The organism is Nocardioides soli, assembly GCF_014191495.1.
Classification (GTDB): Bacteria; Actinomycetota; Actinomycetes; order Propionibacteriales; family Nocardioidaceae; genus Nocardioides; species Nocardioides soli.
Window position 1 is genome coordinate 552,513 of record NZ_JACHWR010000003.1, and the last position, 23,109, is coordinate 575,621.

Below are 23,109 nucleotides of genomic sequence, written 5' to 3' on the forward strand. Positions count from 1 at the left end.
CCCACCACCCCACCCAACAGTCAGGAAACCACGATGAAGACCACTCGTTCCGTCCACGTGATCGCCGGCGTCGCCTGTCTCGCCCTGGCGGCCACGGCCTGCGGCTCCTCCGAGGGTTCGGACAGCGGGGACAGCGTGTCGATCTCCGTCGTCACCGGCAGTGCGGGCGCGTACTACGAGGCGATGGCCTGCGGCGCCGAGAAGGCCGCCAAGGCCGCCGGAGCGAAGATCGACGTGCAGTACCCCGACGCCTACGACCCGACCAAGAGCGAGTCCCTGATCCGCTCGGCCTCGGTCAAGCAGCCGGACGCGATGGTCGTCGTCCCGACGGATGCGACGGCGCTCACGTCGGCGCTGTCCAGCGTCGCTTCCTCGGGGACCAAGCTGGTGTTCGCCGACCAGACGACCGACGACCCGTCGGTTGCGGTCTCCCAGGTGCTGACCGACAACGAGGCCGCGGGCGCGGCCGCGGCCGACGCGATGGCCGACGCCATCGGCGGCAAGGGCAAGGTGATCATCGACGGCGCGGCTCCCGGCTCCTCGGCGGTCGACGAGCGGGTCAACGGGTTCAAGGACCAGATGGCCGAGAACTACCCCGATGTCGACGTCCTGGGTGTCGAGTACTCGCAGTCCGACGCGTCCAAGGCCCGGTCGATCATCAACGGCACCCTCGCGAAGCACCCCGACCTCGCGGGCGTCTACGTGATCTACGAGACCGGCGCGATCGGCATCGGCTCGGCGATCAAGGCCGGCGGCCTGACCGGGAAGGTCAAGATGGTGGGGTTCGACACCGCGCCCACCATCATCGAGATGCTGGAGGAGGGCGTCGTCACCGCCACCGTCGCCCAGCAGCCCGCGCAGATGGGAGAGCTCGCCGTCGAGCAGGCGTTGAAGGCCATCGACGGCGAGGAGGCCGACGCCGAGGTGAGTGTTCCCTTCACGGTCGTCACCAAGGACAACCTCGAGGACAAGGACGTCCAGGCGATCGTGAACGCGTCGGCGAACCAGTGCTGAGCACGGCCGGGCCGACGGCCGCCGGGGCCGGGACGACCGCCCTCGTGGTGGTCGACGTGCTGAACTCGTTCTTCCACCCCGACTGCGGCAACTACTACCCGGAGGCGGCACGGGTCCTGGAGCCGATCGCCAAGCTCCTGGAGACGGCCCGGCGGCGCGACACCCTCGTCGTGCACGCCGTCGAACGGCACCGGCCCGGCCTCGCGGACTTCGAACAGCCGAAGCTGCCCGAGCACTGCCAGATCGGTGGCCTGGACAGCGAGTACGTCGACGGGTTCGCCCCGGTCGACCGGGCCCGCGAGATCGAGGTGCCCAAGCGTCGGTACTCCTCGTTCTACGCAACCGACCTCGGCCTGCTCCTGCGGGAGCAGGGCGTCCAGCGCGTCGTGGTGGTCGGGGTCAAGACGAACGTGTGCATCCGAGCGACGATCCAGGACGGCTTCGCCGGGGGCTTCCAGATGGTGCTCCCGCGCGAGGCGACGAACTCCAACCGTCCCCACCTCGAGGAGGCTTCGATCGAGGACGTCTCCCGCTACTTCGGCGACGTGGTCGACCTCGGTGCGGCGGAGGCGATGCTGTGACCACGATCGCCGTGCTCGGCTACGCCAGCCTCGACCACGCCATGCGCATCGACCCGTTCCGGGGTGCGGACGCGACCACGCATATCCGGGAGCGGGTGAGCGCGGACTGGCCGTCGCCGGGCGGGATCGCGAATCTGGCCCGCGCCGCCGCCGCCGGCGGCAGCGACGTCGTCGCGGTGAGCTGGTTGGCCGACGACGAGCTGGGCCGTGCCTGGAGCGGCGCGCTCGCGGCCGACGGCGTCCGTGATGAGGGAGTGCGGGTCAGCGGGACGCTGAGCCCCCACTCGTACCTGCTCTACGAGCCGCAGGGGGCGACGTACTGCCTCTTCCACCCGGGCGACTCCCATCACGACGAGCTGACGGAGCGGCAGCGGGAGGTGCTCCGGTCGGCCGACTGGGCGCTGGTCGCCGTCGGACCGGCCGCGGCGACCCGCGAGCTCCTCGAGCTGGAGGCCGGCACCCGGGTCGCCTGGTCGGTGAAGCACGATGCCGACGCCCTCCCGGCCGACCTGGTGCGGCGCCTCCTCGGCACCGCCGACGTGATCACGTTCAACCGGGCCGAGGAGACCCTGATCGCCGACGCCGCCGGAGCCGGCTGGGACGAACACTGCCGTCCCACCACCCTCCTGGTCCGCACCGCCGGCGCCGACGGCGTCGAAGCCTGGTATCCGGGGGAGTCGGTCCTGCACGTGCCGGCCCGGCGTCTCGAGTCGGTCGACGACACGACCGGCGCCGGAGACACCTTCGCGGGCCGGCTGGTCGCCGAGCTGGCCGGGCGCGAGATCCGCGGCCGTGCAGACGAGAGCACTCTGCAAGACGCCCTGCGCGCTGCCGCCGACGCCGCAGCGAACTTCATCGCCGGTCGCAGCCGTGACGCTGCGCCGGCCGGAAAGGAACAGATATGACCGAGCGCGCGTGGTACCTCGGGTGCACGCGAGAGGACGTCGGACCTGCTGCCGTCCTCGTCGGTGACCGCGCCCGTGCCCACCTGGCGGCCGAGCTGCTCGACGACGCCCGCGTCGTGAACGAGAGCCGAGGCCTGACCACCGTCACCGGAACCTGGAAGGGCCAGACGCTGACGGTGAGCGCCTTCGGCATGGGCGCGCCGATCGCCGCGGTGGTGATGCACGAGCTGAGCCTCGTCGGCGTTCGGGCGTTCCTTCGGCTGGGGACCGCGCTCACCTTCGGAGCGACCCGCCTCGGCGACCTCGTGCTGTCCGAGGGCGCCTACCGCGGCGAGTCCACCTCGTCGACCTACCTGCCGCTGGCCTACCCGGCGGTCCCTGACTTCGGCCTCAACCGCGTCCTGCACGAGATCCTGTGCGCTCAGGGCCGGCCGCACCGATCGGGGCTGTACGCGTCCTTCGACGGCTTCTACACCGAGATGTTCGACGCACAGAGCAAGCGCCTCGAGGAGTCGAGCCCGGTCGAGAAGCTCGCCGAGTTCGGCGTCATCGCGCTCGACATGGAGACCAGCGCGGTCCTCGTCGCGGCCCGCAGGCTCGGTGTCTCCGCGGCGTCCCTGTGCCTCGCCACGGTGGAGCACGAGACCCACTCGATCATGGGCGACGACGAGCGCGCCGACGCTGAGCGTGAGCTGCTCGCGGTCGGGTTCGACGGTCTCGTGCGCCACCTCTCGCTCGACCTCGCTCACCAATGAAGGGAAGCACCATGTCCATTGCATCGTCCATCGCATCCGACTACTTCGCCGACGTCACCCGCAAGCTCCAGTGGATCTCCGACAACCAGGACGAGAACATCGCCGCGGCCGCTCGCATCTGCGCGGACTCGATCGCAGGCGGCGGCCTCGTGTTCGCCTTCGGCACCGGCCACGGGGGCTTCGCGGCACTGGAGATGTTCCCCCGCACCGGCGGCGTGACGGGCTTCCGTCCGATCGTGGAGACCTCGATCGCCCTCATGCACCACGTGCTCGGCGACATGGGCACCGCGCAGTACCGCTTCCTCCACACCCGCGAGGGCTATGGGAAGGCCATCCTGCGCTCCCACCAGATCAAGGACGGCGACTCGCTGATCCTCTTCTCGCACTCGGGCATCAACGCGGTGATCCTGGACATGGCGGAGGAGTTCAAGGCGCGCGGACTCAAGGTCATCGCGGTGACCTCGGTGGCCCACTCGTCGCAGGTCCCGAGCCGACACTCGTGCGGCAAGCGGCTGTACGAGGTCGCCGATGTGGTCATCGACACCAACGTGCCCGTCGAGGACGCCTCCCAGTTCATCGAGGGTCTGGAGTACCCCGTCGGTCCCACGTCGACCTCGCTGGCGGTGGCGATCTCCCACGCCATCAACGCCTCGACGACCGCCGAGCTCGTCTCGCGCGGGGTCAAGCCGATGATCATGGTCAACACCAACTCGAACCGCACGGCCGAGGCGCACCGCCAGAACGACGCCAACTACGCCGAGCTCTGGAACCGCCTGCGCGACCGCGACTTCTCGGCGCCGGTGCCGCAGTCGTGACCGCGCAGCGCGTCTTCTCCGAGCAGCGGCGCCTGGTGATCGACGGCGCCGAGACCGACGGCGTCGACAAGCTGGTCACCCGGGTCGTCGACCCGGCGACCGGCGAGCTCGCCGGCACCACCGCGTACGCCGGTGCCGGCGACGTCGACAAGGCAGTCGAGGCCGCCCACCGGGCCCAGCCCGACTGGGCTTCGGCCGGACCCGACGCCCGCGCCCGGGTCCTGCACCGCGCCGCCGATCTGGTCCGCGAGCGCGTGGACGAGATCGCGTGGGCGCTGACCCTCGAGCAGGGGAAGCCGGTCCCCGACAGTCGCAAGGAGATCCTCTTCGGCGCGGAGGTCCTCGACTACTACGCCGAGGAGGGCAAGCGCCTGCACGGCGAGGTCCGGACCAGCGCGGCCCCCGACGTCCGGTCGGTCGTGAGCTGGGCGCCCGTCGGGATCGTCGGTGCGATCGTGCCGTGGAACTACCCGGTCGACCTCTACTGCTGGAAGATCGGTCCCGCTCTCGCGGCCGGCAACGCGATGATCGTGAAGCCGCCCCACGAGACCCCCTTCGCCGTCGGCCTGCTCGTCCGCTGTCTGCTCGACGCGGGGCTCCCGGCGGGCGTCCTCAACGACCTGCCCGGCGGCATCGAGGCCGGGCAGCGCCTCGCGGCCCACCCCGACGTCGACATGATCACGGCGACGGCGTCGACGGCGACCGGTCAGGCGTTGATGCGCACGGCCGCCGACACCATGAAGCGGGTGTCCCTGGAGCTCGGCGGGCAGTGCCCGTTCGTCGTACTCGACGACGCCGAGCTCGAGCTGGCGGCACAGGCGGCGTTCCGCCGCTCGTTCTCCAACGCCGGCCAGATCTGCATCGCGGTGAACCGGGTCCTGGTCGCCGAGAGCGTCGCGGACGACTTCGTCGCCGCGGTCGCGGAGCTGGCCGACTCGGTCCGGCTCGGCCACGGCCTGGACGACGGAGTCCTCTACGGACCGGCGACCAACGCCGGCGTGCTCGCCCGCGCCGCCGATCACGTGGAGGATGCCGTCCGGCTCGGCGCGAAGGTCGTCGCCGGCGGGTCCGTCGATCGCTCGGAGGGCCTGGCCGGCGGGCACTTCTACCGACCCACGGTCATCGACGGGGTGCCGCTGGGTGCCCGGGTGATGTCCGAGGAGACCTTCGGCCCCGTGCTCGGGATCCACCGGTACGCCGAGGGCGAGGACCCGGTGCGGCTGGCGAACGCGACGCGCTACGGCCTGGCCGCCTACGTCTACGGCCGCGACCTCGAGCGCGCGTGGTCCGTCGCCGACCGGATCGAGGCCGGTGGAGTGGGCGTCAACATCAACGACGTGTCCGAGCTCCAGGCCCCGTTCGGCGGGTGGAAGCTCTCGGGCTTCGGGCGAGAGCTCGGACCGGAGGGGCTGCGCGGCTTCTCGCAGCAGCGCCACGTCCGCCTCCGGCTGAGGGCGAGCCTGTGACTGCCGGGGTGCACCAGTGACGACGACGAGCTATCGGCCCCGCGACGGCCGGGTCGCGGGGGCGCTCGCGGATACGTCTGCAGCTGCTCTGGCGGCCGTCGTCGCCCGGGCCGCGGCGGCCTCGGACGCGGTGGCGGCTACGTCCCCCCGCACCCGGCGGCGATGGTTGGACGCGCTCGCGGCGGCGCTCGAGGAGCACACCGTCGAGCTCGCCCGGCTGGCGGACACCGAGACCGCTCTCGGGCTGGACCGACTGACCGGCGAGGTCGGCCGGATGGCCGACCAGCTCCGCTTCTACGGCCAGGTCGCGGAGGAGGGGAGCTGGCTCGACGTCACCGTCGATCACGCGACCCCCACGACGCCGCGGCTGGTGAAGGTGAACCGGCCGCTCGGCCCGGTCGCCGTGTTCGGCGCGAGCAACTTCCCCTTCGGGTTCGGGGTGCTGGGCAACGACACCGGCTCGGCGCTGGCCGCCGGCTGCACCGTGGTTGCGAAGGCACACCCGGCCCACGTGCAGACCTGTGTGCGGCTCGAGGAGATCGCGCGGACGGCGCTGGCCGCGGCCGGAGCGCCCGACGGCACCTTCGCGATGGTGAGCGGACTCCAGGCCGGGATCGACCTCGTGCGGTCCCCGGCCGTGGCCGCCGTCGGTTTCACCGGCTCCCAGGCCGGCGGCCTCGCTCTCTGGAGAGCGGCCAACGAGCGCGAGGTGGTGATCCCGGTCTACGCCGAGATGGGCACCGTGAACCCGGTCGTCCTCGCCCCCTCGGGGCTGGCCCGGCTCGACGAGATCGTGCAGGGGTTCGTCGGCTCGTTCACGCTGGGGGCGGGGCAGTTCTGTACCAAGCCCGGCCTGATGTTCGCCCCGGCGGGGGAGCAGGTGCCGGCCAGGGTCGCCCGCGCCCTCGCCGACGCGTCGCCCGCGGCCGTGATGCTCACCGAGGCGATCGCGGACGGGGTGGCTAGCGGGATCCGCGACCTGGTCGCGGCGGGGTGCTCCGTGGTGGGCCGGGTCCCCGGTCCGCCGACAGGATGGGCGGCGGACGCCGCCGTCCTGTCCGCGCCGCTCGAGGCCCTGGCGCCCGGGAGCCGGGTCCTCGAGGAGTGCTTCGGCCCGGTGGCCGTCGTCGTCGAGTACGACGCCCTGGACGACCTCGGGCCGGCGCTGGCCGGGCTGCAGGGGAGTCTTGCCGGTGCCGTGTTCACCGCCGGCGACGGATCGGTGGACCCGGCGGAGGCGTCCCTGGTCGCCCAGCTGGCGCGGAAGGTCGGCCGGGTCATGGTCGACGACTGGCCGACGGGCGTGGCCTTCACCTGGGCACAGCAGCACGGCGGCCCGTGGCCCTCGACGTCGAACCCGGCGGCGACCTCGGTCGGCGCGGGAGCGCTCGGGCGGTTCCTCCGGCCCGTCGCCTACCAGTCCGTGCCGGACCCGCTGCTCCCACCCGCGGTCCGCGAGGCCGTCTCTTCGGACAACCCCTGGGGCGTCCCGCGCCGGATCGACGGCCGGCTGGAGACCGCATGACGATGCCGCTCGAGGGCCTGCTCGTCGCCGACTTCAGCCGGGTCCTCGCCGGTCCGCTGGCGACGGCCACCCTGGCCGACCTCGGTGCCCGGGTCGTGAAGGTCGAGCGGCCCGGGACCGGCGACGACACCCGGGCGTGGGGACCACCGTGGACGCCGAGCTCGAGTGCCTACTTCGAGAGCTGCAACCGCAACAAGGAGTCGGTCGTCCTCGACCTCGCGGACCCGCACGACCGCCGGCTCGCGCAGCGGCTGGCGCGGCGTGCCGACGTGCTGGTCGAGAACTTCCGCACCGGCACGCTCGACAAGTACGGGCTCGGCTACGACCAGGTCGCCGCCGACCAGCCCGGCATCGTGTACTGCTCCATCACGGGCTTCGGCAGCGGCACCGGGGCCGCGCTGCCCGGCTACGACTTCCTCGTCCAGGCCGTCGGCGGCCTGATGAGCGTCACCGGCGAGCCGGACGGCGAGCCGATGAAGGTGGGAGTCGCCCTGGTCGACGTGCTCACCTCGAAGGACGCGGTCACCGGCATCCTCGCCGCGCTGCACTCGCGCCACCGCGACGGCGTCGGCCAGCACGTCGAGGTGAACCTGCTGTCGAGCCTGCTCACGTCGCTGGTCAACCAGGCATCGTCGTACCTGACACCAGGAGCGGGGGTGCCGCCGCGGCTCGGCAACGCGCATCCCTCGATCGCGCCGTACGAGCTGCTCCGCACCGGCAGCGACCACCTGGCGCTGGCCTGCGGGAACGACCGCCAGTTCCGCGCCCTCGTCACCGCGATCGGGGAGCCGTCGCTCGCCGACGACCCGCGGTACGCGACGAACGCCGCCCGGGTGGCGCACCGGGCCGACCTGGCCGCCGATCTCGAGAGACTGCTGGCCGCCGACACCGCCGCAGGCTGGACCGAACGGCTCGCCGCGGTGGGCGTGCCGGCCGGGCAGGTGGGCGACCTCGCCGGGGCGTTCGCCCTCGCCGACGACCTCGGGCTGCGGCCCGTCGTCGAGGTCGGTGCCGGGCGACCTGCGCAGGTGCGGCACCCCGTCAGCTACTCCGCCGACCCCGTCACCACCTACACCCCGCCCCCGGACCTGGGACAACACAGCGACGAGATTCGTCGTTGGCTCGAGGAGGAAGAATCATGACCGCTGCGATGAAGCCCGGCCGCATCGACGCCCTGGACCCGGCAGGCCTCGACGCCCTGCTCACCGACGACGAGCGATCGGTCCGGGCCTCCATCCGCGAGATGCTCGACCGGTCGGTCGAGCCGAACATCGCCGAGTGGTTCGAGCAGGGCGGCATCCCCGACGTCCGCGGCCTGTCGAAGGAGCTCGGCGCGCTCGGCGTACTCGGCATGCACCTGGAGGGCTACGGCTGCGCCGGGATGAGCGCCACCGAGTACGGCCTCGCGTGCCTGGAGCTGGAGGCGACCGACTCCGGGCTGCGCTCGCTCGTCTCGGTGCAGGGCTCGCTCGCGATGTACGCGATCTGGCGGTGGGGGAGCGAGGAGCACAAGCAGGAGTGGCTGCCCCGGATGGCGGCGGGCGACGCGATCGGGTGCTTCGGGCTCACCGAGCCCGACGTGGGCTCCGACCCCGGCGCGATGACCACGCGCGCCCGCCGGGACGGCGACGACTGGGTCCTCGACGGCCGCAAGATGTGGATCTCGAACGCGACGTACGCCGACGTCGCCGTCGTGTGGACCGGAACGCCCGAGGGGGTCCGCGGCTTCGTCGTACCCACGGACACGCCGGGCTTCTCCGCTCCGGAGATCAAGCACAAGATGTCGCTGCGCGCGTCGGCCACGGGCGAGCTCGTGCTCGACGGCGTGCGGCTGCCGGCATCGGCCGTGCTGCCCGAGGTCATCGGCCTCAAGGGGCCGCTGTCGTGCCTCAACGAGGCTCGTTTCGGGATCGTCTGGGGCGCCCTCGGCGCGGCCCGGTCCAGCATCGAGGCGGCGCGGTCGTACGCGATCGACCGGGTGCAGTTCGGCAAGCCGATCGGTGCGTTCCAGCTCACCCAGCAGAAGCTCGTCGACATGTCGCTCGAGTACGTCAAGGGCTACCTCCTGGCCGTGCACCTCGGCCGCCGCAAGGACGCCGGCGTGCTGGAGCCCGAGCAGGTGAGCATCGGCAAGCTCAACAACGTCCGGGAGGCGCTGGAGATCTGCCGGACCGCCCGGACGATCCTCGGCGCCAACGGCATCTCGCTCGAGTACCCCGTCATCCGGCACATGAACAACCTTGAGTCCGTCCTCACCTACGAGGGCACGACCGAGATGCACACGCTCGTCCTCGGGCAGGTGCTCACCGGGCAGTCCGCGTTCCGCTGATCCGCACCACCCAGCGCCTACGACGAACGGCCGGGCGCCCCGCAGGGGTTGCCGGCTATGGTCGGATCCGACGCCCGACCTATCGGACGACGCCGGACTACGCCGGACTGCTCGTGTCGTCCGCAGGCAGGCGCTCCGGCAGTCCGAGCCGCGGGAACTGGTCGGCGTGGAACGTGACGATCTCGGTGATCGCCCCGCCGCTGACGCGCAGGACGTCGAGCGTCAGGGGCAGGTACGCGCGCTCCGGATCCCGCCAGTGGTAGAAGGCGAGGGCGGGCTGCCGGTTGACGGCGGTGGGTACGGCGCGCAGTCCCGTCATCTCCTCGAAGCCGTCCTCGCGCCAGTCGTTCACGACGGCGTCGCGGCCGACGTACAGGCCGGGCGTGGGCGGCATCGAGCAGCGGACGTCGTCGCGAAGCATGGCCGCGATCGCGTCGATGTCCGTGGCCACGCTCGCGTCCGCGAAGCGGCGTACCAGGTCGCGCGTGCTGGTGTCGTCCTCGGCGCCGGTCCAGTCCTGCCGCTCGGCGGGCAGGTGCTCCCGCATGCCGGCGCGGGCGCGCTGCAGCGCGCTGTTCACGGAGTTGACGGAGTCCCCGAGCAGCTCCGCGACGTCCTTGGCCGGCCAGCCGAGCACATCGCGCAGGATCAGCACCGCCCGCGGGCGCGGCGCGAGATGCTGGACCGCGACCAGGTACGCCAGCTCGATCGTCTCCCGGGCGACGGCGACGGCCTCCGGCTCGTCCGCGTCGTCGGCGGTGAGCTCGTCGAGCAGCCGGTCCGGGTAGGGCTGCAGCCACCGCACCTCGCCACCGGTCGCCGGTTCCGGGCGTCGCCGGGCGAGCAGGTCCAGGCAGGCGTTGGTGGCGATCCGGTACAGCCAGGCCCGGAACGTCGACCGCCCCTCGAAGGTCTCCCGCCGCCGCCAGGCGCGCAGGAACGTCTCCTGCACGGCGTCCTCGGCGTCCTGGAACGACCCGAGCATCCGGTAGCAGTGCACGTGCAGCTCGCGCCGGTGCCGCTCCGCCAGCCTCGAGAACGCCGGCTCGTCGATCTCGCCGAGATCGTTCGCGTTCATGTCGAGCTCCTCCAACCGCAGGTCTGCACCCATCACGTCGATCCTTCCGTCTCCGCGTGCCTCGTCGCAGGTATGACGGACGCGAGCGCCACAACTCATCACTCGGGCTGCCGTGTGGTGCTGAGAACCCGCACGCCCCTCGGCACGGCATACTGGGCGGATGTCGGTGAACGCGTCGATCGCGGTCGCGGCGCTGCTGCCCGTGGACGGATCGGCGTGGGTCCCGGTCGAGACCGGGGAGTCGGGCGCGACGGTGCTTCACGATCGCGAAGGGGCGCGTTTTGCGAAGCTCGTCCCCGTCGAGGAGTCGGAGACTCTCGCCGCTGAGCGGGACCGGATCTCGTGGCTCGGCGAGGCCGGACTGCCCGTCGCCTCCGTGCTCGATTGGCAGGCGACCGACGACGGCGCCTGCCTGGTGACTCGTGCGGTCCCCGGCGTGCCGGCCGATCGGCTCGATGCGGACATGCTGCGACGGGCGTGGCCGTCGATCGCCACGATGCTGCGCGAGCTGCACGAGGTCCCGGTGGCACGCTGCCCTTTCGACAGGAGTCTCGCGGTGATGATGGCGGTCGCGCGCCGGACGGTGGCGGAGGACCGCGTGCAACCGGAGTTCCTGCCCGACGACCTGCAACGAGCCGCGCCGGCGGAGATCCTCCGGCGGGTCGAGGACGAGCTGCCGCGACGCCGCCAGGAGGAGGACCGCGAGCACGTCGTCTGTCACGGCGACTTCTGCCTGCCGAACATCCTCGTCGACCCCGAGACGCTGGGCGTCTCGGGGCTGATCGACCTGGGACGACTCGGCCGCGCCGACCCGTACGCCGACATCGCGCTGCTGCTGGCGAACGCGCGGGAGACGTGGCCCGACGAAGGCGCTGCACGCAGGGCCGATCGCGACTTCGCCGTACGGTATGGGATCGACCTCGACGCCGGGCGGCAGCGCTTCTACCTGCTGCTCGACCCCCTGACCTGGCCGGGCTAGGCCGAGGCCGGCCGATCTGCGCCTGTCGGAGCGCCGGTGTCAGGCCATAGGCGGTGGCGTGGTCACCCGGTGGTTTCGAGGCTCGGGCCTGGCGGCCCTCGCACCTCAACCACCGTGACGGCCTGGTCGTTTTCGCACCTCGACCACCGTGACGGACCGGCCGTTCTCGCACCTCGACCGCCGTCCGATTCCAGCGGGGGAGAGCTCTGTTATTTGCGGACGCGTGAGGTCCGGACTAGCGTGCTGGGCTGGTCCGGCAGGAGCGCCGGCGTAGCGGGTGCTCCCCGGTCGTAGGACGGGGTGACTCGGGACCTCGGTGCGATGGACATGCCTGGCCGGTTGGAGCGACGTCGGCGGGAGGTCGATGTCCACTGCATCCTGAGGAGCCCTTGCGCGTGCCGTTGATCGAGGCCCATGAGATCTACAAGGTGTTCGGACGTCGACCGGAGAGAGGGGTCGAGCGTCTGAGGCGCGGTGAGGACCGGGAGGGGCTCAGGAGCGACGGCTACACGGCCGCGGTCATCGACGCGTCGTTCGAGGTCGAGCAAGGTCAGATCTTCGTGGTCATGGGCCTGTCGGGCTCCGGCAAGTCCACGTTGATCCGGATGGTCAACGGCCTGCTCACCCCGACGGCGGGCCGGATCGAGGTGGCCGGCCGGACGGTCTTCGGACTCGGTACGGCGGGGCTGCGCCAGCTGCGCCGCGAGCAGGTCAGCATGGTGTTCCAGCACTTCGCGCTGCTGCCGCACCGCACGGTGGGGGAGAACGCCGCCTACGGCCTGAAGATCCAGGGCCTCAGCCGGTCGGAGCGGGAGCGGCGGGCCGAGCAGGCGCTCGACCTGGTCGGCCTCGGCGGCTGGGGCGGGTCGATGCCCGGCGAGCTGTCCGGCGGGATGCGGCAGCGGGTCGGCCTCGCACGGGCGCTGGCGGCGGGCACCGAGGTGCTGCTGATGGACGAGGCGTTCAGTGCGCTGGACCCGTTGATCCGGCGGGAGATGCAGGACCAGCTGGTCGAGCTCCAGCATCGGCTCGACAAGACGATCCTCTTCATCACCCACGACCTCAACGAGGCGATGCGGCTCGGGGACCGGGTCGCGATGATGCGCGACGGGCGGATCGTGCAGATCGGCACCGCCGAGCAGATCCTCAACGACCCGGCCAACGACTACGTCGCGCAGTTCGTCCAGGACGTCGACCGCACGCGCGTGCTGACCGCCTCGTCGGTCATGGAGCCACCGGTCGCGGTGCTGAGGTCGGAGCAGGGGCCGCGGGCCGCGCATCGGCTGATGCGCGAGCACCAGGTGAGCTCGCTGATGGTCGTCGACCGCGACCGGCGCCTGCGCGGCGTCGTCACCGAGGACGACGCGGCCGACGCCGTACGCCGAGGCGCGGACGTGCTCGGCGACGTCCTCCGTCCGGCGGTCTCCACGGGCCCCGACACGGCGCTCGCCGATCTCTTCGCCGCGGCCGCCGACACGGCGATCCCGCTCGCAGTGATCGGCGAGGGGGACCGGCTGCTGGGGGTCATTCCGCGGGTGACCCTGCTGAGCGCGCTGGGGGCGGGCACGACGCCCGAGGTCACGACCGTGCCACCCGACGACGATCCGGCCCGCCGCGAGCACGTGGGGGTGGGCGCGTGAACGCGTGGGAGACGGTCGACGGCGTGCCGCGCATCCCGATCGGCGACTGGAGCGAGTCCGTCTTCGAGTGGGTCCTGGGCCGGTTCGGCGACTTCTTCGACCGGCTCTCGGACCTGATCGAGTCGACGGTCGACGGCCTCGCCGACCTGCTCAACACACCGGCGCCGTTGGCGATGGTCGTGATCCTGTCGCTGCTGGCCTGGCTGGTCCGCGACTGGAAGGTCGGGCTGGGATCGCTGGTCGGGCTGACCGTCGTGATCGGCATGGGCCAGTGGGAGCCGACCATGGAGACGCTCGCCCTGGTGTTCTTCGCGACTGTGGTCGCCCTGGTGATCGGCGTCCCGGTCGGGATCGCGGCCGCCCGCTGGAGTCGGTTCAGCCGTCTGGTGCGGCCGGTGCTCGACCTGATGCAGACGATGCCCGCCTTCGTGTGGCTGGTGCCGGTGGTGATGCTCTTCGGCATCGGTGCGCCGGCCGGGTTGGTGGCCACGGTGATCTTCGCGCTGCCGCCGGGGGTGCGGCTCACCGAGCTCGGCATCCGGCAGGTGGACGCCGAGGTCGTGGAGGCCGGCCACGCGTTCGGGGCGACACCGCGCCAGATCCTGCGCGAGACCCAGCTGCCGCTGGCCATGCCCACCGTGATGGCGGGGGTGAACCAGGTGATCATGCTCGCCCTGTCCATGGCGGTCATCGCCGGCCTGGTCGGCGGCGGGGGACTGGGCAGCCAGGTCACGACCTCGATCTCGCGACTCGACATCGGCCTGGGCTTCGAGGCCGGGCTGTCCGTGGTGATCCTGGCCATCTACCTCGACCGGGTCACCGCCTCTCTGAGCGCCGATCGCAGCCGCGCGGGCGTCGTACGCCGCCTCCGCGCCGCGGCCGCGGCACGGGCCGACGCGCGGGCGGTCGCGCGAGCCGGCTGAGCCGAGTCACCCGCCGCAGCACCAGACGTTTCTCGGGACGGCGCGTGCCCGGGCAAGCCGGCGCGCGCAGCACACAACTGAACCCAGAGTGAGTGAAGAAAGAGCGAGAGGACGACGAACCATGCCGAAGAAGATGACGAAGCGAGTCGGAAGTGCAGTGGCCGCGGTGCTCAGTCTGAGCCTGCTGGCCGCCGGGTGCGGCAGCGACGACGGTGACAGCGGAGCGGCCAAGGACGGTGGCTCCAGCGCCGACAAGTCGATCACGCTCGGGATCATCCCGTCGTGGACGGACGGGCTGAGCACGGCGTACCTGTGGAAGGACCTCCTCGAGGAGGAGGGCTACGAGGTCACCATCCAGGAGCTCGCGGACGCCGCGCCGCTCTACGCCGGGCTCGCCAAGGGCGACATCGACGTCTACCCGTCGGCCTGGCCCGAGGTGACGCACCAGTCCTACATGAAGAAGTACGCCGACGACATCGAGGACCTCGGCGCCTACTACGACGGGGCGAAGCTGACCTTCGCGGTGCCGGAGTACACCGACATCGACTCGATCGCCGACCTCCCGGACCACGCGGACGACCTCGGCGGCAAGATCATCGGGATCGAGCCCGGCGCCGGGCTGACGGAGACGACCAAGAGCTCCGTGATGCCCGCCTACGGCCTCGAGGACGACTTCCAGCTCGTGGAGTCCTCCACCACGGCCATGCTGGCGCAGCTGAAGAAGGCGACCGACGCCGAGAAGGACATCGTGGTGACGCTGTGGCGGCCGTTCTGGGCCAACAGCGCGTTCCCGGTCAGGGACCTCGAGGACCCCGAGGGCGCGCTGGGCGAGGCCGAGGGCCTGCACGAGCTCGCTCGCGAGGGCTTCGGCGAGGACCACCCCGAGATCGCGGAGATGATGAGCAACCTCAAGCTCGACGACGCGCAGTACGGCGCTCTGGAGGATCTCGTCGTCAACGAGTTCGGCCAGGGCAAGGAGGCGGAGGCCGTGGCCGCGTGGAAGAAGGATCACCAGGACGTGCTGGACAGCCTCCGGGGCTGATCCGTTCGTCACCCGAGGGCCGTCCGACACGGGCGGCCCTCGGGCGCTCTCGGCGTGACCTGGGACCGTCGTCGTGCGGGTCGCGGGGCACGGCGGTCGCCGCCCGAACGATCCGGTGCATTTGACCCACGTGGGTGTGGTCAGGGCCCGGTCTCGGGTCTACCGTCGGAGCTACCACGGGCCAACCGGGAGGGGCTGACCCGGCAACCAGTTCGGGCTGGTGGGTGAGCCTCATGGCGTGTCGAGTCCAGGGCCGGGGAGCACGGCGGGCCGCGGCGGGCTTCGTCTCGATGATCATGGCGGTCGTCGGTCTGGTCGTCGTCCAGACCGCCTTCTCCCCACCGGCGCAGGCGGCCGAGGTGCCCTGGGACTGCGGGGACGCCGCCTATCTGTTCCAGTCGCCGAACAATCTCAACCCGCCGCACCAGGTCCAGTCGATCGACCTCGTCAGCGGTGCCTACACCACCGCCGGAGCGACCGCCGACGCCGTCAACGCGGTCGCCTACAACACCGCGGACGACTACATGTACGCCTGGAACCTGCGCACGGACACCCTCGTGCGCATCTCCGCCGACCTGACCCTGACGAACCTGGGCGTACCCGCGAACACGGGCGACAGCTTCCGGGGCATCGACTACAACGTCGGTGACTTCGACGCGGACGGCAACCTCTGGATCATGGACAACCAGACCGGCAGGTGGCTCCGCATCGACATGAGCAACCCGGACGCGCCCCGGACCACCGCCTCCGGAACGGCCGCCGCTCCGGCGAACCTGCTCATCCCGGGGGACTGGGTCTACCTGAACGGGGTCTTCTACGGCGTCGCACCACGCGCCGACGGCACCGGCGACGCTCGGTTGGTCTCGTTCGACCTCACCAGTCGGACCTTCACCAACCGCGGCATCCTCACGGGGATGGCGTCCGGTTCGACCTTCGGGGCCGTCTACAGCGACGACACCTACCTCTACGCCTCGCGCAATCAGGGCGGCAACATCTACCGGGTCAACCCCACCGACGTCACCAACATCTTCCTCTCCGCCGGGCCGGCGGCCTCCTCCAACGACGGCGCGCGCTGCCGCTCCAACAAGATCCCCACCGTCACCCTCGTCAAGCAGGTCGGCGGACGCCTCGTGCCCGACGACCAGTTCCGTGTCGAGCTGGTCAACGCATCCGGGACGATCGTCAACTCCGTCACCACCTCCGGCACCCAGACGACCGCGACGTCGATCAACCAGCCGGTCGAGTACGGACGCACCTATGTCATCGCGGACCGCCTCACCGACGCCGCCCCGTCGCAACCCGGCGACTACCAGGGCAGCCTCAGCTGCACGACCAGCGGGCTGCCGGCGGCGGCGACCCCGTCGGTCGCCATCGCCACGTGGACCTTCACGCCGAACTCCCGCGCCGCCTGGACCTGCGTCGTCACCAACGCCCCCAGGAGCCCGGCGCCCGCACTCGAGCTCGTGAAGTCCGTCTCGCCGCAGGACGCAGGCTCGTTCACCGCCGGACAGGTCCTCACCTACTCCTTCGTGGTCACCAACATCGGCAACACCATCGTCTCCAACATCGCCGTCAACGAGGTCGCGTTCTCCGGCGCGGGCACTATGAGCACCCCGACCTGCCCGGTCACGACCCTGCTGCCGCGGTTCTCGGTGACGTGCACCGCCACGTACACCGTCCAGGCCGCCGACGTCACCGCGGGAACGATCACCAACACCGCCCGCTCCACCGGGACCGGCCCCAGCGGCGGGCCGGTGGTCTCCAACGACGACAGCGCCGAGGTCCCCACCGGCGGGATCCCCGGGCTCAGCATCGTGAAGACGGCGCTGCCGCCGATCGCGCTCAAGGCGGGCGAGGTCGTCCACTACGAGTTCGTCGTCACCAACACCGGCAACACCACCGTCTCGAACATCGCCATCGCCGAAGGCGCCTTCAACGGCACCGGCGCACCGATCACCCCACCGGTCTGCGACCGCACCACGCTCGTTCCGGGCCAGCGCGCGCTCTGCTCGGCCCGCTACACCGTGACCCAGGCCGACATCGACCGCGAGACGCCACTGACGAACACCGCCCGCGCCACCGGCACCGACCCCGGTGGTGGACCGGTGCTCAGCCCACCCGACGACGCCGTCGTCCCCGTCCTGCAGAGCCCGCAGCTCGACCTGGCCAAGGACGCTCGATCGTCAGGCCACGAGGCAGGCGACGTGGTCACCTATCGGTTCAAGGTCACCAACACCGGCAACACCACCGTCACGGGTCTCACCGTCGGTGAGACCGACTTCTCCGGTACCGGCACGCTCGGCCCCGTCACCTGTCCCGTCACGACCCTCGCGCCGGGAGCGACGACGACCTGCACCGCCACGTACACGCTGACCCGAGCAGACATCCGTGCCGGCCACGTGGACAACACGGCAGTCGCTACCGCCCGAGACCCCCAGGGCACCGCCGTACCCTCGCCGCCGGACGCGGCGATCGTCGGGTTCCCCCAGGCAGCCCGCTCCGCGCCCCGGCTCACCACGCGTGTCTCCGACAAGCGGGTCACGCCAGGACAGAGGTTCCACGACCGGCTGCGCCTGCGCGGCATCGTCAAGGGCACGAAGGTCAAGGCCACGGCCCGGCTCTACGGCCCCTTCGTGAGCCGCGGTGCCGCCACGTGCAAGGGCCAGCACGTCGCCAGGACCGTGACCTGGCGCGCCGGTAGGGGCTGGTCGAAGTCGCCGGCCGTCAGCGTGTCCGCTCCAGGCGTCTACACCTGGCGCGTCAAGACCAAGGCCAGCGCGAACAACGGTGCCGGCCGACACCCGTGCGGGCAGAAGGCCGAGACCCTGACCGTGGCGAAGCCCGCCTACCAGGCACCGACCGTCAACGGCGGCTTCTCCGGCACCCTCCTCCCATCGACGAGGGCCAGGACGACACTCCCTCGGGTCCACGCCAGAGCGATCCGCCTGAACGCGGCCGTGCTCACCGCGGGAGTCACCCGTGGTCAGATGGAGCTGCCCGGGGACGTCGGCATGGTCTCCTGGCTGCGCAAGTCGGCGGGCTACGGCGACAAGATCGGCACCACCGTCATCGGCGGTCACGTCTCCGACCGACACGACCGGCCGGGCGCGCTACGCCGCCTCAGCCAGGCGCGGCTCGGGCAGCCCGTCGATGTCGCGTCGCTGGGCAAGGTGCACCGCTTCAAGGTCGTCAGCAAGGCCAGTTTCGCGAGGACCACGGGCATCCCGGCCCGCTACTTCTCCACCACCGGACCTCACCGGCTCCTCCTGGTCACCTGCACCGATCGCGTCGTCTACCCGAACGGGCACTTCCACTACACCCGCTACCAGGTCGTCGTCGCCAAGGCGGTCCCGCGGCGCCACCACCGCCGCTGAGGTGAGGGGTGCCGCTCCGCTCCCGGGGCGGCGCCGCGCTTGGTCCCTGACCCGGGTGCACCCGCCCAGGCGGTTGGGTCGGGGGTCACGGCAGCGTCCAGGCTCCTGCTTCGCAGCCGAAACCCGCGCGACACGCCGTATCGGTCCGGCGTGTCGCGCGGGCTCCGGCGGTCGGCCGGTGAAACCCGCGACGCCCGGACGGTGGCCGGAGCTCGGACGACGCGGGCAATGGGTCGACCGGGCCATTTTCCCGTGCGAGCAATGGCACCATCGGGCCTTGGCACCTGGCTCGAACGCAGCACAGGATGAAGTCGCCGCAGGGTGCTGCTGCGGCTGCGGCAGCATCCCGGTGAACCGGCTCGCCTCGGGAGGCTCGGATGAGCGCCGCCACCGTCGACACCAGGACTCGTTCGGCGCTGCGCCGCGGCCGTCGTGCCCCGGGCCGACCGCAGGGCGCAGCCGCGCGTACCGATGGCGGCGCGGTCGAGCGACGGCAGAGGCGGGGCGTTGCGTGAGCTGCAGGTATCGATGATGGGCACCTTCGCGATCAGGGACGCGACCAGGGGCCCACCGTCGGCGATGCTGGGCAAGGCCCAGGACCTGCTCGCCCTCATCCTGCTCGCCCCGCAGCGCAGCGTACGTCGCGAGCACGCCGCCGAGTCCCTCTGGCCGGACGCCGGGGCGAACGCCTCGAAGAAGGCGATGCGTCAGGCGCTCTGGCGGATCCACCACGCGACCGACTCCGCCGTCCCCGAGTCAGGACGGCTGATCGTGACCGAGGGCGAGGCGCTGCGGGTCAACCCCGAACGACGCCTGTGGGTCGACGTGTCGGTGCTCACCGCGGCGGTGCGGGTCGCCCAGACCGCCGGACCGGACCTGGCCGACGGCGAGCTCGCCCATCTGGGTCGCGCCGCCGACCTGTACCGCGGGCCGCTGCTCGCCGGCTGCTACGGCGAGTGGTGTCTCGCGCCGCGCGCTCGCATCGAGGACGGCTGCATCACCCTGCTCGACACCCTGACCCGCGCGTACGAGCGGCGCGGCAGCCTCGACGCATCGATCGGCTGGGCCCAACGACTGCTCGACATCGAGCCGGCACACGAGCTGAGTCACCGCAGGCTGATGCGCCTGCACTATCGCAACGGCGACCGCACCCGCGCGCTGCGCCAGTTCGACCAGTGCCGGGCGGTGCTCCGGCAGGAGCTGGGCGTCCTGCCGTCCGCGCACACGATGGCCCTGGGCGAGGCGATCATGGCCGACCGGATCGGCGATGCGCTGAGCCCCGACCCGGTGGGCCGTGACTGGCACGGGATGGCCGTGCTCGACGCCGGGCCGGAGGTCGTCGTGCTCGCGGTGCCGCGGGCCGCGGCGCACATGATGGTGTCGATGACCCGGGCGGTACGCGAGGTGACCCGCCCGGCGGTCGGCTCGGGTGTCGCGACGCCGCTGGCCGCATCGGGCGGGGGAGAGGCCCCAGCGAGCACCGACGGGTCGCCGACGGGGCGGCCCACGCCGTAGGCGAGACGCGCGCCCGAGACACGCACGAGACACGGACGAGACACGGACGAGACGCTCGCGAGACAGCCCGGCCCCACCGTGAGGGCACGAACCAGCACGTCACCAGGGGCAGTCGTGGCATGGACGAGTCGACGTACGACGACGAGGACGGACCAGTCCTCGCGCGGTCCTTCGTCGTCCGTGCCCTGCTCGAGCAGCCCAACCTCGTGGCCAACGGTCGCCGGTTCGGGCGACCCAGACGCGGCGCGCCGCAGTGGCACGGCTACGTCACCGACGCCGAGACCGGTGACCGGCTGGCGTGGACGCGACCCCAGGACGTGGCGCGATTCATCGAGCGGCGGCTTGAGCAGAGCGGCCCGGGTCCGGCCGCGGTCGAGCGCCTCGAACCCGGCGCACCCGGCGTACCCGGAGTGCCCGGTGAACCCGGCGCACCGGGAGTCCGCCTCCGAGGACTGGCGATGGCCGCACCGGCACTGACGGACGTCGTCACCGACATGCTGACCGTGCTGGGGCAGCGGCTCCCGCCCGCCGCCGGAGCGGTGCCGGCCCCCAACGTCACCCTCGAGCGAGTCCGCGAGCGGCTCGTCGGCCTCGGCAACCACACCGGCGCCGAGCCCACCGGCACCCTCGGCGTGCGGACGGTGCGTGGCGGCCGGCTCGACGCGCGGGTCCGGTTCCAGGTCTGGGCGACGACGGCGTCCGACGTCGACGCCGCGGTGCAGACGCTGCACACCGCGCTCCTCGACGACCGCGACGAGCTCAAGCAGGCCGGGTTCCTGCAGCTGGCCGCTGCGGACACGACCCTCGCGGGGGAGGAGGCGTCGGTCCCCGGTTGGCGCAAGGCCACGAGCTACGACGTGCTGTACGAGTACCGCTACGTCGACAGCGACGACGCGCAGAGTCTGATCGTGCGGATCCCGGTCAGCACGGACCCGGAGGAGTCGCCCAGTCCCGTGCGGGAGGTCGAGTCGATCACCGACGAGATGGTGCGGTGGGACCAGGACGGTGCCTCGCCCCTGGAGGTGCGCGGTCCCGGCATCGTCACCCGGCTGTCGGCCCTGGTGTTCGTGCCCGGCCCGGCGCTCGGCGGCACCGTGACGTTCACGCGCAGCTCGGGCGGCGGCGGTCCGGTGGCGCATCTGCCCACCCTCGCGGCGTTCCTCGACGCGACCTCGGGCGCGGAGCCGGCGGAGACCGACGCCGACGTGCAGCTCGACCCGGCCGCCGCCTTCGCCGGGCTCGGGGCGGCCGGCCCCGGGCTGACCATCGGCGACTGGGACGCCGACGCCGTCACCGACGTCTACGCCGGCTTCGACCGGCGGCTCGACGAGCCCATCATCCTGACCGGCGCTGCAGACCGGTTCACCGTGACCTACGCCCCGCCGGCGGGACCGGCGACGGGGCTCGACCAGACCGCCGTCGTCTACCTGCGGGCGAACCCGCCGTGAGTCGCCACGGAGCCGGCGCGGCGCGCCCAGACCTGACCGACCAGTCGGAGGAGAGGAAGTCATGACCGAACAAGTCCTGCCCGGCGTGCTCATCGAGGTACGTCCGGAGGCGCTCATCGTCCCCGGTTCCATCACCGTGGGGAACGTGGGGGTCGTGGGCACGGCGGGCAAGGGCCCCGTCGGCTCTCCTCAGCTGCTCGGCAGCTACTCGGACGCCCTCCAGCGGTTCGGCGCGTATGACCGCTGGGTCGACGGCGCCTCCGGCGAGCTCACGCTCACCCGGGCGCTGGAGCAGGCGTTCAAGTTCGGGGCCACGACGGTCTGGGCCGTCCGGGTCGCCGACGCCAACGCCGGCGCCGCGTCGGTCGACCTCGACTCGGCCGGCGGCCCCTGTGTGACCATCCGGGCCAAGTCGCCGGGCACGTGGGGCAACGACCTCACCGTGTCGGTGTCGACCGCGGACACGAACGCCGTGGTCCGCGAGGAGGAGGTCGCTGCCGCGACGCTCACCCTCGCGCACACGGCCGTCGTCCAGAGCGCCGTGAACCGGATCGTGGTCCGGCCCGGCGGCGGTGGCGCCGACCGGGTGCCCGGCGTCCTCTACGACGCCGCGGCCGCCGACGTCGGGCCCACGCAGGTGAGCATCGACACCGCCGGTGGGGTGCTGACCTTCGGCACCGCGCCGGCTGCGGGCGACACCGTCCTCGCGACGTACACCGTCGAGAAGACGGCCGCGCGCAAGGTCACCGTCAAGCTCGGTGTGGCCGTCGAGGAGTCGTACAGCATCGTCTCCGGTGACGACCTGATCGCGGACCTCGCCGCCGGATCGGCCCTGGTCGAGGGCGTCGCGCTCGCGAATCCCACCGAGCTGCCCGACGAGGTCGCCGCGACCCCGCTCGGGGGCGGGGCCAACGGCGCGGCGGGCGCCGACTACCAGAGCGGCCTGGACGCGCTGCTCGAGGTCGACGCGCACATCGTCGTCGCGGGCGGTCAGGACGCGTCCTTCGGCGACGACCTGGCGGCGCACGCGGCCCTCGCCTCCGGCGACGAGAACAAGCGCGAGCGCATCGCGGTGGTCGGCACGGCCCTCCAGAGCGACCGCGACCAGTTCGTGCAGAGCGCGTCGGGACACTCGCTCAACAGCGACCGGCTGATCCTGGTCGGTCCCGGCATCCGGGCGGCCGACCGCTCGCAGCAGCCGCCGGCGACCGTCACCCTGCCGGGCGCCTACACGGCCGCGGCGGTGGCGGGCCTGCTGGCGTCGCTCCCGGCGCACGTGAGCCTCACCAACAAGGTGCTCGCGGTGGACGGCCTCGAGCACGACCTGACGAACGCGCAGCTCAAGCAGCTCGTGCTGTCCCGGATCCTCGCCGTCGAGAACCGGCAGGGCTTCCGGCTCGTCAGGGGCATCACGACGTCGACCAACACGGCGTGGACGCAGATCACCACGCGCCGGATCGTCGACTACGCGAAGTACGGCGTGCGGAGCGCCGCGACGCCGTACATCGGCCTGCTCAACAACGAGCGGGTGCGCGGTGCCCTGCGGGCGACCATCAACAGCTTCCTCAACGGGATGGTCCTCGACGAGATGCTCGTCAGCTACGACCTGACGGTCTACGCGAGCCGTGACGACGAGATCCGCGGCATCGCCCGGGTCGACCTCGTGCTCCGGCCGACGTTCAGCATCGACTTCATCAAGGTCACGATGTTCCTCGAGTAA

18 protein-coding genes are annotated in these 23,109 nt (G+C 71.9%); 17 read left to right on the forward strand and 1 reads right to left on the reverse strand.

Going from position 1 to position 23,109, the window contains the following annotated elements; genetic code table 11:
• Positions 1-33: 33 nt before the first annotated feature.
• The 9 genes from FHU40_RS21490 to FHU40_RS21530 are packed head-to-tail and all read left to right on the forward strand — an operon-like array spanning position 34 to position 9,390.
• Positions 34-1,014: a substrate-binding domain-containing protein gene (locus tag FHU40_RS21490; protein ID WP_183594381.1), complete on the forward strand. Its 981-nt coding sequence runs from the start codon at positions 34-36 to the stop codon at positions 1,012-1,014.
• Complete coding sequence (locus FHU40_RS21495; RefSeq protein ID WP_215524313.1) at positions 1,008-1,595, forward strand: cysteine hydrolase family protein; 588 nt, start codon at positions 1,008-1,010, stop codon at positions 1,593-1,595. The genes FHU40_RS21490 and FHU40_RS21495 overlap by 7 nt, the downstream gene beginning before the upstream one ends.
• Positions 1,592-2,500 carry a PfkB family carbohydrate kinase gene (locus tag FHU40_RS21500; RefSeq protein WP_183594382.1) on the forward strand — a complete coding sequence of 303 codons (909 nt, stop codon included), beginning with the start codon at positions 1,592-1,594 and terminating at the stop codon, positions 2,498-2,500. Before FHU40_RS21495 ends, FHU40_RS21500 begins: the two co-directional genes overlap by 4 nt.
• The gene (locus FHU40_RS21505) at positions 2,497-3,255 is read left to right on the forward strand and encodes a nucleoside phosphorylase (protein ID WP_183594383.1); all 759 of its coding nucleotides are present in this window, start codon (positions 2,497-2,499) and stop codon (positions 3,253-3,255) included. Before FHU40_RS21500 ends, FHU40_RS21505 begins: the two co-directional genes overlap by 4 nt.
• A gap of 11 nt (positions 3,256-3,266) precedes the next feature.
• Complete coding sequence (locus FHU40_RS21510; protein ID WP_183594384.1) at positions 3,267-4,070, forward strand: sugar isomerase domain-containing protein; 804 nt, start codon at positions 3,267-3,269, stop codon at positions 4,068-4,070.
• A complete protein-coding gene (locus FHU40_RS21515) occupies positions 4,067-5,536 on the forward strand; it encodes an aldehyde dehydrogenase family protein (RefSeq protein WP_221200093.1) in 1,470 nt (489 codons plus the stop codon). Before FHU40_RS21510 ends, FHU40_RS21515 begins: the two co-directional genes overlap by 4 nt.
• A 16-nt stretch (positions 5,537-5,552) precedes the next feature.
• Entirely contained in the window at positions 5,553-7,061 is a 1,509-nt protein-coding gene (locus FHU40_RS21520; protein ID WP_183594385.1) for an aldehyde dehydrogenase family protein, read from the forward strand.
• Positions 7,058-8,203 carry a CaiB/BaiF CoA transferase family protein gene (locus FHU40_RS21525; RefSeq protein WP_183594386.1) on the forward strand — a complete coding sequence of 382 codons (1,146 nt, stop codon included), beginning with the start codon at positions 7,058-7,060 and terminating at the stop codon, positions 8,201-8,203. Before FHU40_RS21520 ends, FHU40_RS21525 begins: the two co-directional genes overlap by 4 nt.
• Entirely contained in the window at positions 8,200-9,390 is a 1,191-nt protein-coding gene (locus tag FHU40_RS21530) for an acyl-CoA dehydrogenase family protein (RefSeq protein WP_183594387.1), read from the forward strand. The genes FHU40_RS21525 and FHU40_RS21530 overlap by 4 nt, the downstream gene beginning before the upstream one ends.
• Positions 9,391-9,487: 97 nt before the next feature.
• On the opposite strand, the gene FHU40_RS21535 is transcribed toward FHU40_RS21530, so the two are convergent.
• Entirely contained in the window at positions 9,488-10,501 is a 1,014-nt protein-coding gene (locus tag FHU40_RS21535; RefSeq protein ID WP_183594388.1) for an RNA polymerase subunit sigma-70, read from the reverse strand.
• 127 nt (positions 10,502-10,628) lie between these two features.
• Between FHU40_RS21535 and FHU40_RS21540 the strand changes: the two genes are divergently transcribed.
• The 8 genes from FHU40_RS21540 (at position 10,629) to FHU40_RS21575 (ending at position 23,109) form a co-directional block, all read left to right on the forward strand.
• Entirely contained in the window at positions 10,629-11,447 is an 819-nt protein-coding gene (locus tag FHU40_RS21540; RefSeq protein WP_183594389.1) for an APH(3'') family aminoglycoside O-phosphotransferase, read from the forward strand.
• Between the two features lie 395 nt (positions 11,448-11,842).
• Entirely contained in the window at positions 11,843-13,087 is a 1,245-nt protein-coding gene (locus FHU40_RS21545; protein ID WP_183594391.1) for a betaine/proline/choline family ABC transporter ATP-binding protein, read from the forward strand.
• Positions 13,084-14,010: an ABC transporter permease subunit gene (locus FHU40_RS21550; RefSeq protein ID WP_183594393.1), complete on the forward strand. Its 927-nt coding sequence runs from the start codon at positions 13,084-13,086 to the stop codon at positions 14,008-14,010. Before FHU40_RS21545 ends, FHU40_RS21550 begins: the two co-directional genes overlap by 4 nt.
• Positions 14,011-14,131: 121 nt before the next feature.
• Positions 14,132-15,052, forward strand: coding sequence for a glycine betaine ABC transporter substrate-binding protein (locus FHU40_RS21555; protein ID WP_221200095.1), 921 nt, complete (start codon positions 14,132-14,134; stop codon positions 15,050-15,052).
• 233 nt (positions 15,053-15,285) lie between these two features.
• Complete coding sequence (locus tag FHU40_RS21560; protein WP_183594395.1) at positions 15,286-18,426, forward strand: DUF7507 domain-containing protein; 3,141 nt, start codon at positions 15,286-15,288, stop codon at positions 18,424-18,426.
• A 507-nt stretch (positions 18,427-18,933) separates the two neighbouring features.
• A complete protein-coding gene (locus FHU40_RS21565; RefSeq protein WP_183594397.1) occupies positions 18,934-19,941 on the forward strand; it encodes an AfsR/SARP family transcriptional regulator in 1,008 nt (335 codons plus the stop codon).
• A gap of 119 nt (positions 19,942-20,060) precedes the next feature.
• Positions 20,061-21,389 (forward strand): collagen-like triple helix repeat-containing protein, encoded by a 1,329-nt coding sequence (locus FHU40_RS21570; protein WP_183594398.1) that lies wholly within the window; start codon positions 20,061-20,063, stop codon positions 21,387-21,389.
• A gap of 61 nt (positions 21,390-21,450) precedes the next feature.
• A complete protein-coding gene (locus FHU40_RS21575) occupies positions 21,451-23,109 on the forward strand; it encodes a phage tail sheath subtilisin-like domain-containing protein (protein WP_183594400.1) in 1,659 nt (552 codons plus the stop codon).

What these genes read in the sequence shown, in the direction of transcription:
- FHU40_RS21490 (WP_183594381.1), top strand. Translation starts at nt 34, where the DNA reads ATGAAGACCACTCGTTCCGTCCACGTGATCGCCGGCGTCGCCTGTCTC.
- FHU40_RS21505 (WP_183594383.1), top strand. Translation starts at nt 2,497, where the DNA reads ATGACCGAGCGCGCGTGGTACCTCGGGTGCACGCGAGAGGACGTCGGA.
- FHU40_RS21510 (WP_183594384.1), top strand. Translation starts at nt 3,267, where the DNA reads ATGTCCATTGCATCGTCCATCGCATCCGACTACTTCGCCGACGTCACC.
- FHU40_RS21525 (WP_183594386.1), top strand. Translation starts at nt 7,058, where the DNA reads ATGACGATGCCGCTCGAGGGCCTGCTCGTCGCCGACTTCAGCCGGGTC.
- FHU40_RS21530 (WP_183594387.1), top strand. Translation starts at nt 8,200, where the DNA reads ATGACCGCTGCGATGAAGCCCGGCCGCATCGACGCCCTGGACCCGGCA.
- FHU40_RS21535 (WP_183594388.1), bottom strand. Translation starts at nt 10,501, where the DNA reads ATGGGTGCAGACCTGCGGTTGGAGGAGCTCGACATGAACGCGAACGAT.
- FHU40_RS21540 (WP_183594389.1), top strand. Translation starts at nt 10,629, where the DNA reads ATGTCGGTGAACGCGTCGATCGCGGTCGCGGCGCTGCTGCCCGTGGAC.
- FHU40_RS21555 (WP_221200095.1), top strand. Translation starts at nt 14,132, where the DNA reads ATGCCGAAGAAGATGACGAAGCGAGTCGGAAGTGCAGTGGCCGCGGTG.
- FHU40_RS21560 (WP_183594395.1), top strand. Translation starts at nt 15,286, where the DNA reads ATGGCGTGTCGAGTCCAGGGCCGGGGAGCACGGCGGGCCGCGGCGGGC.
- FHU40_RS21570 (WP_183594398.1), top strand. Translation starts at nt 20,061, where the DNA reads ATGGACGAGTCGACGTACGACGACGAGGACGGACCAGTCCTCGCGCGG.
- FHU40_RS21575 (WP_183594400.1), top strand. Translation starts at nt 21,451, where the DNA reads ATGACCGAACAAGTCCTGCCCGGCGTGCTCATCGAGGTACGTCCGGAG.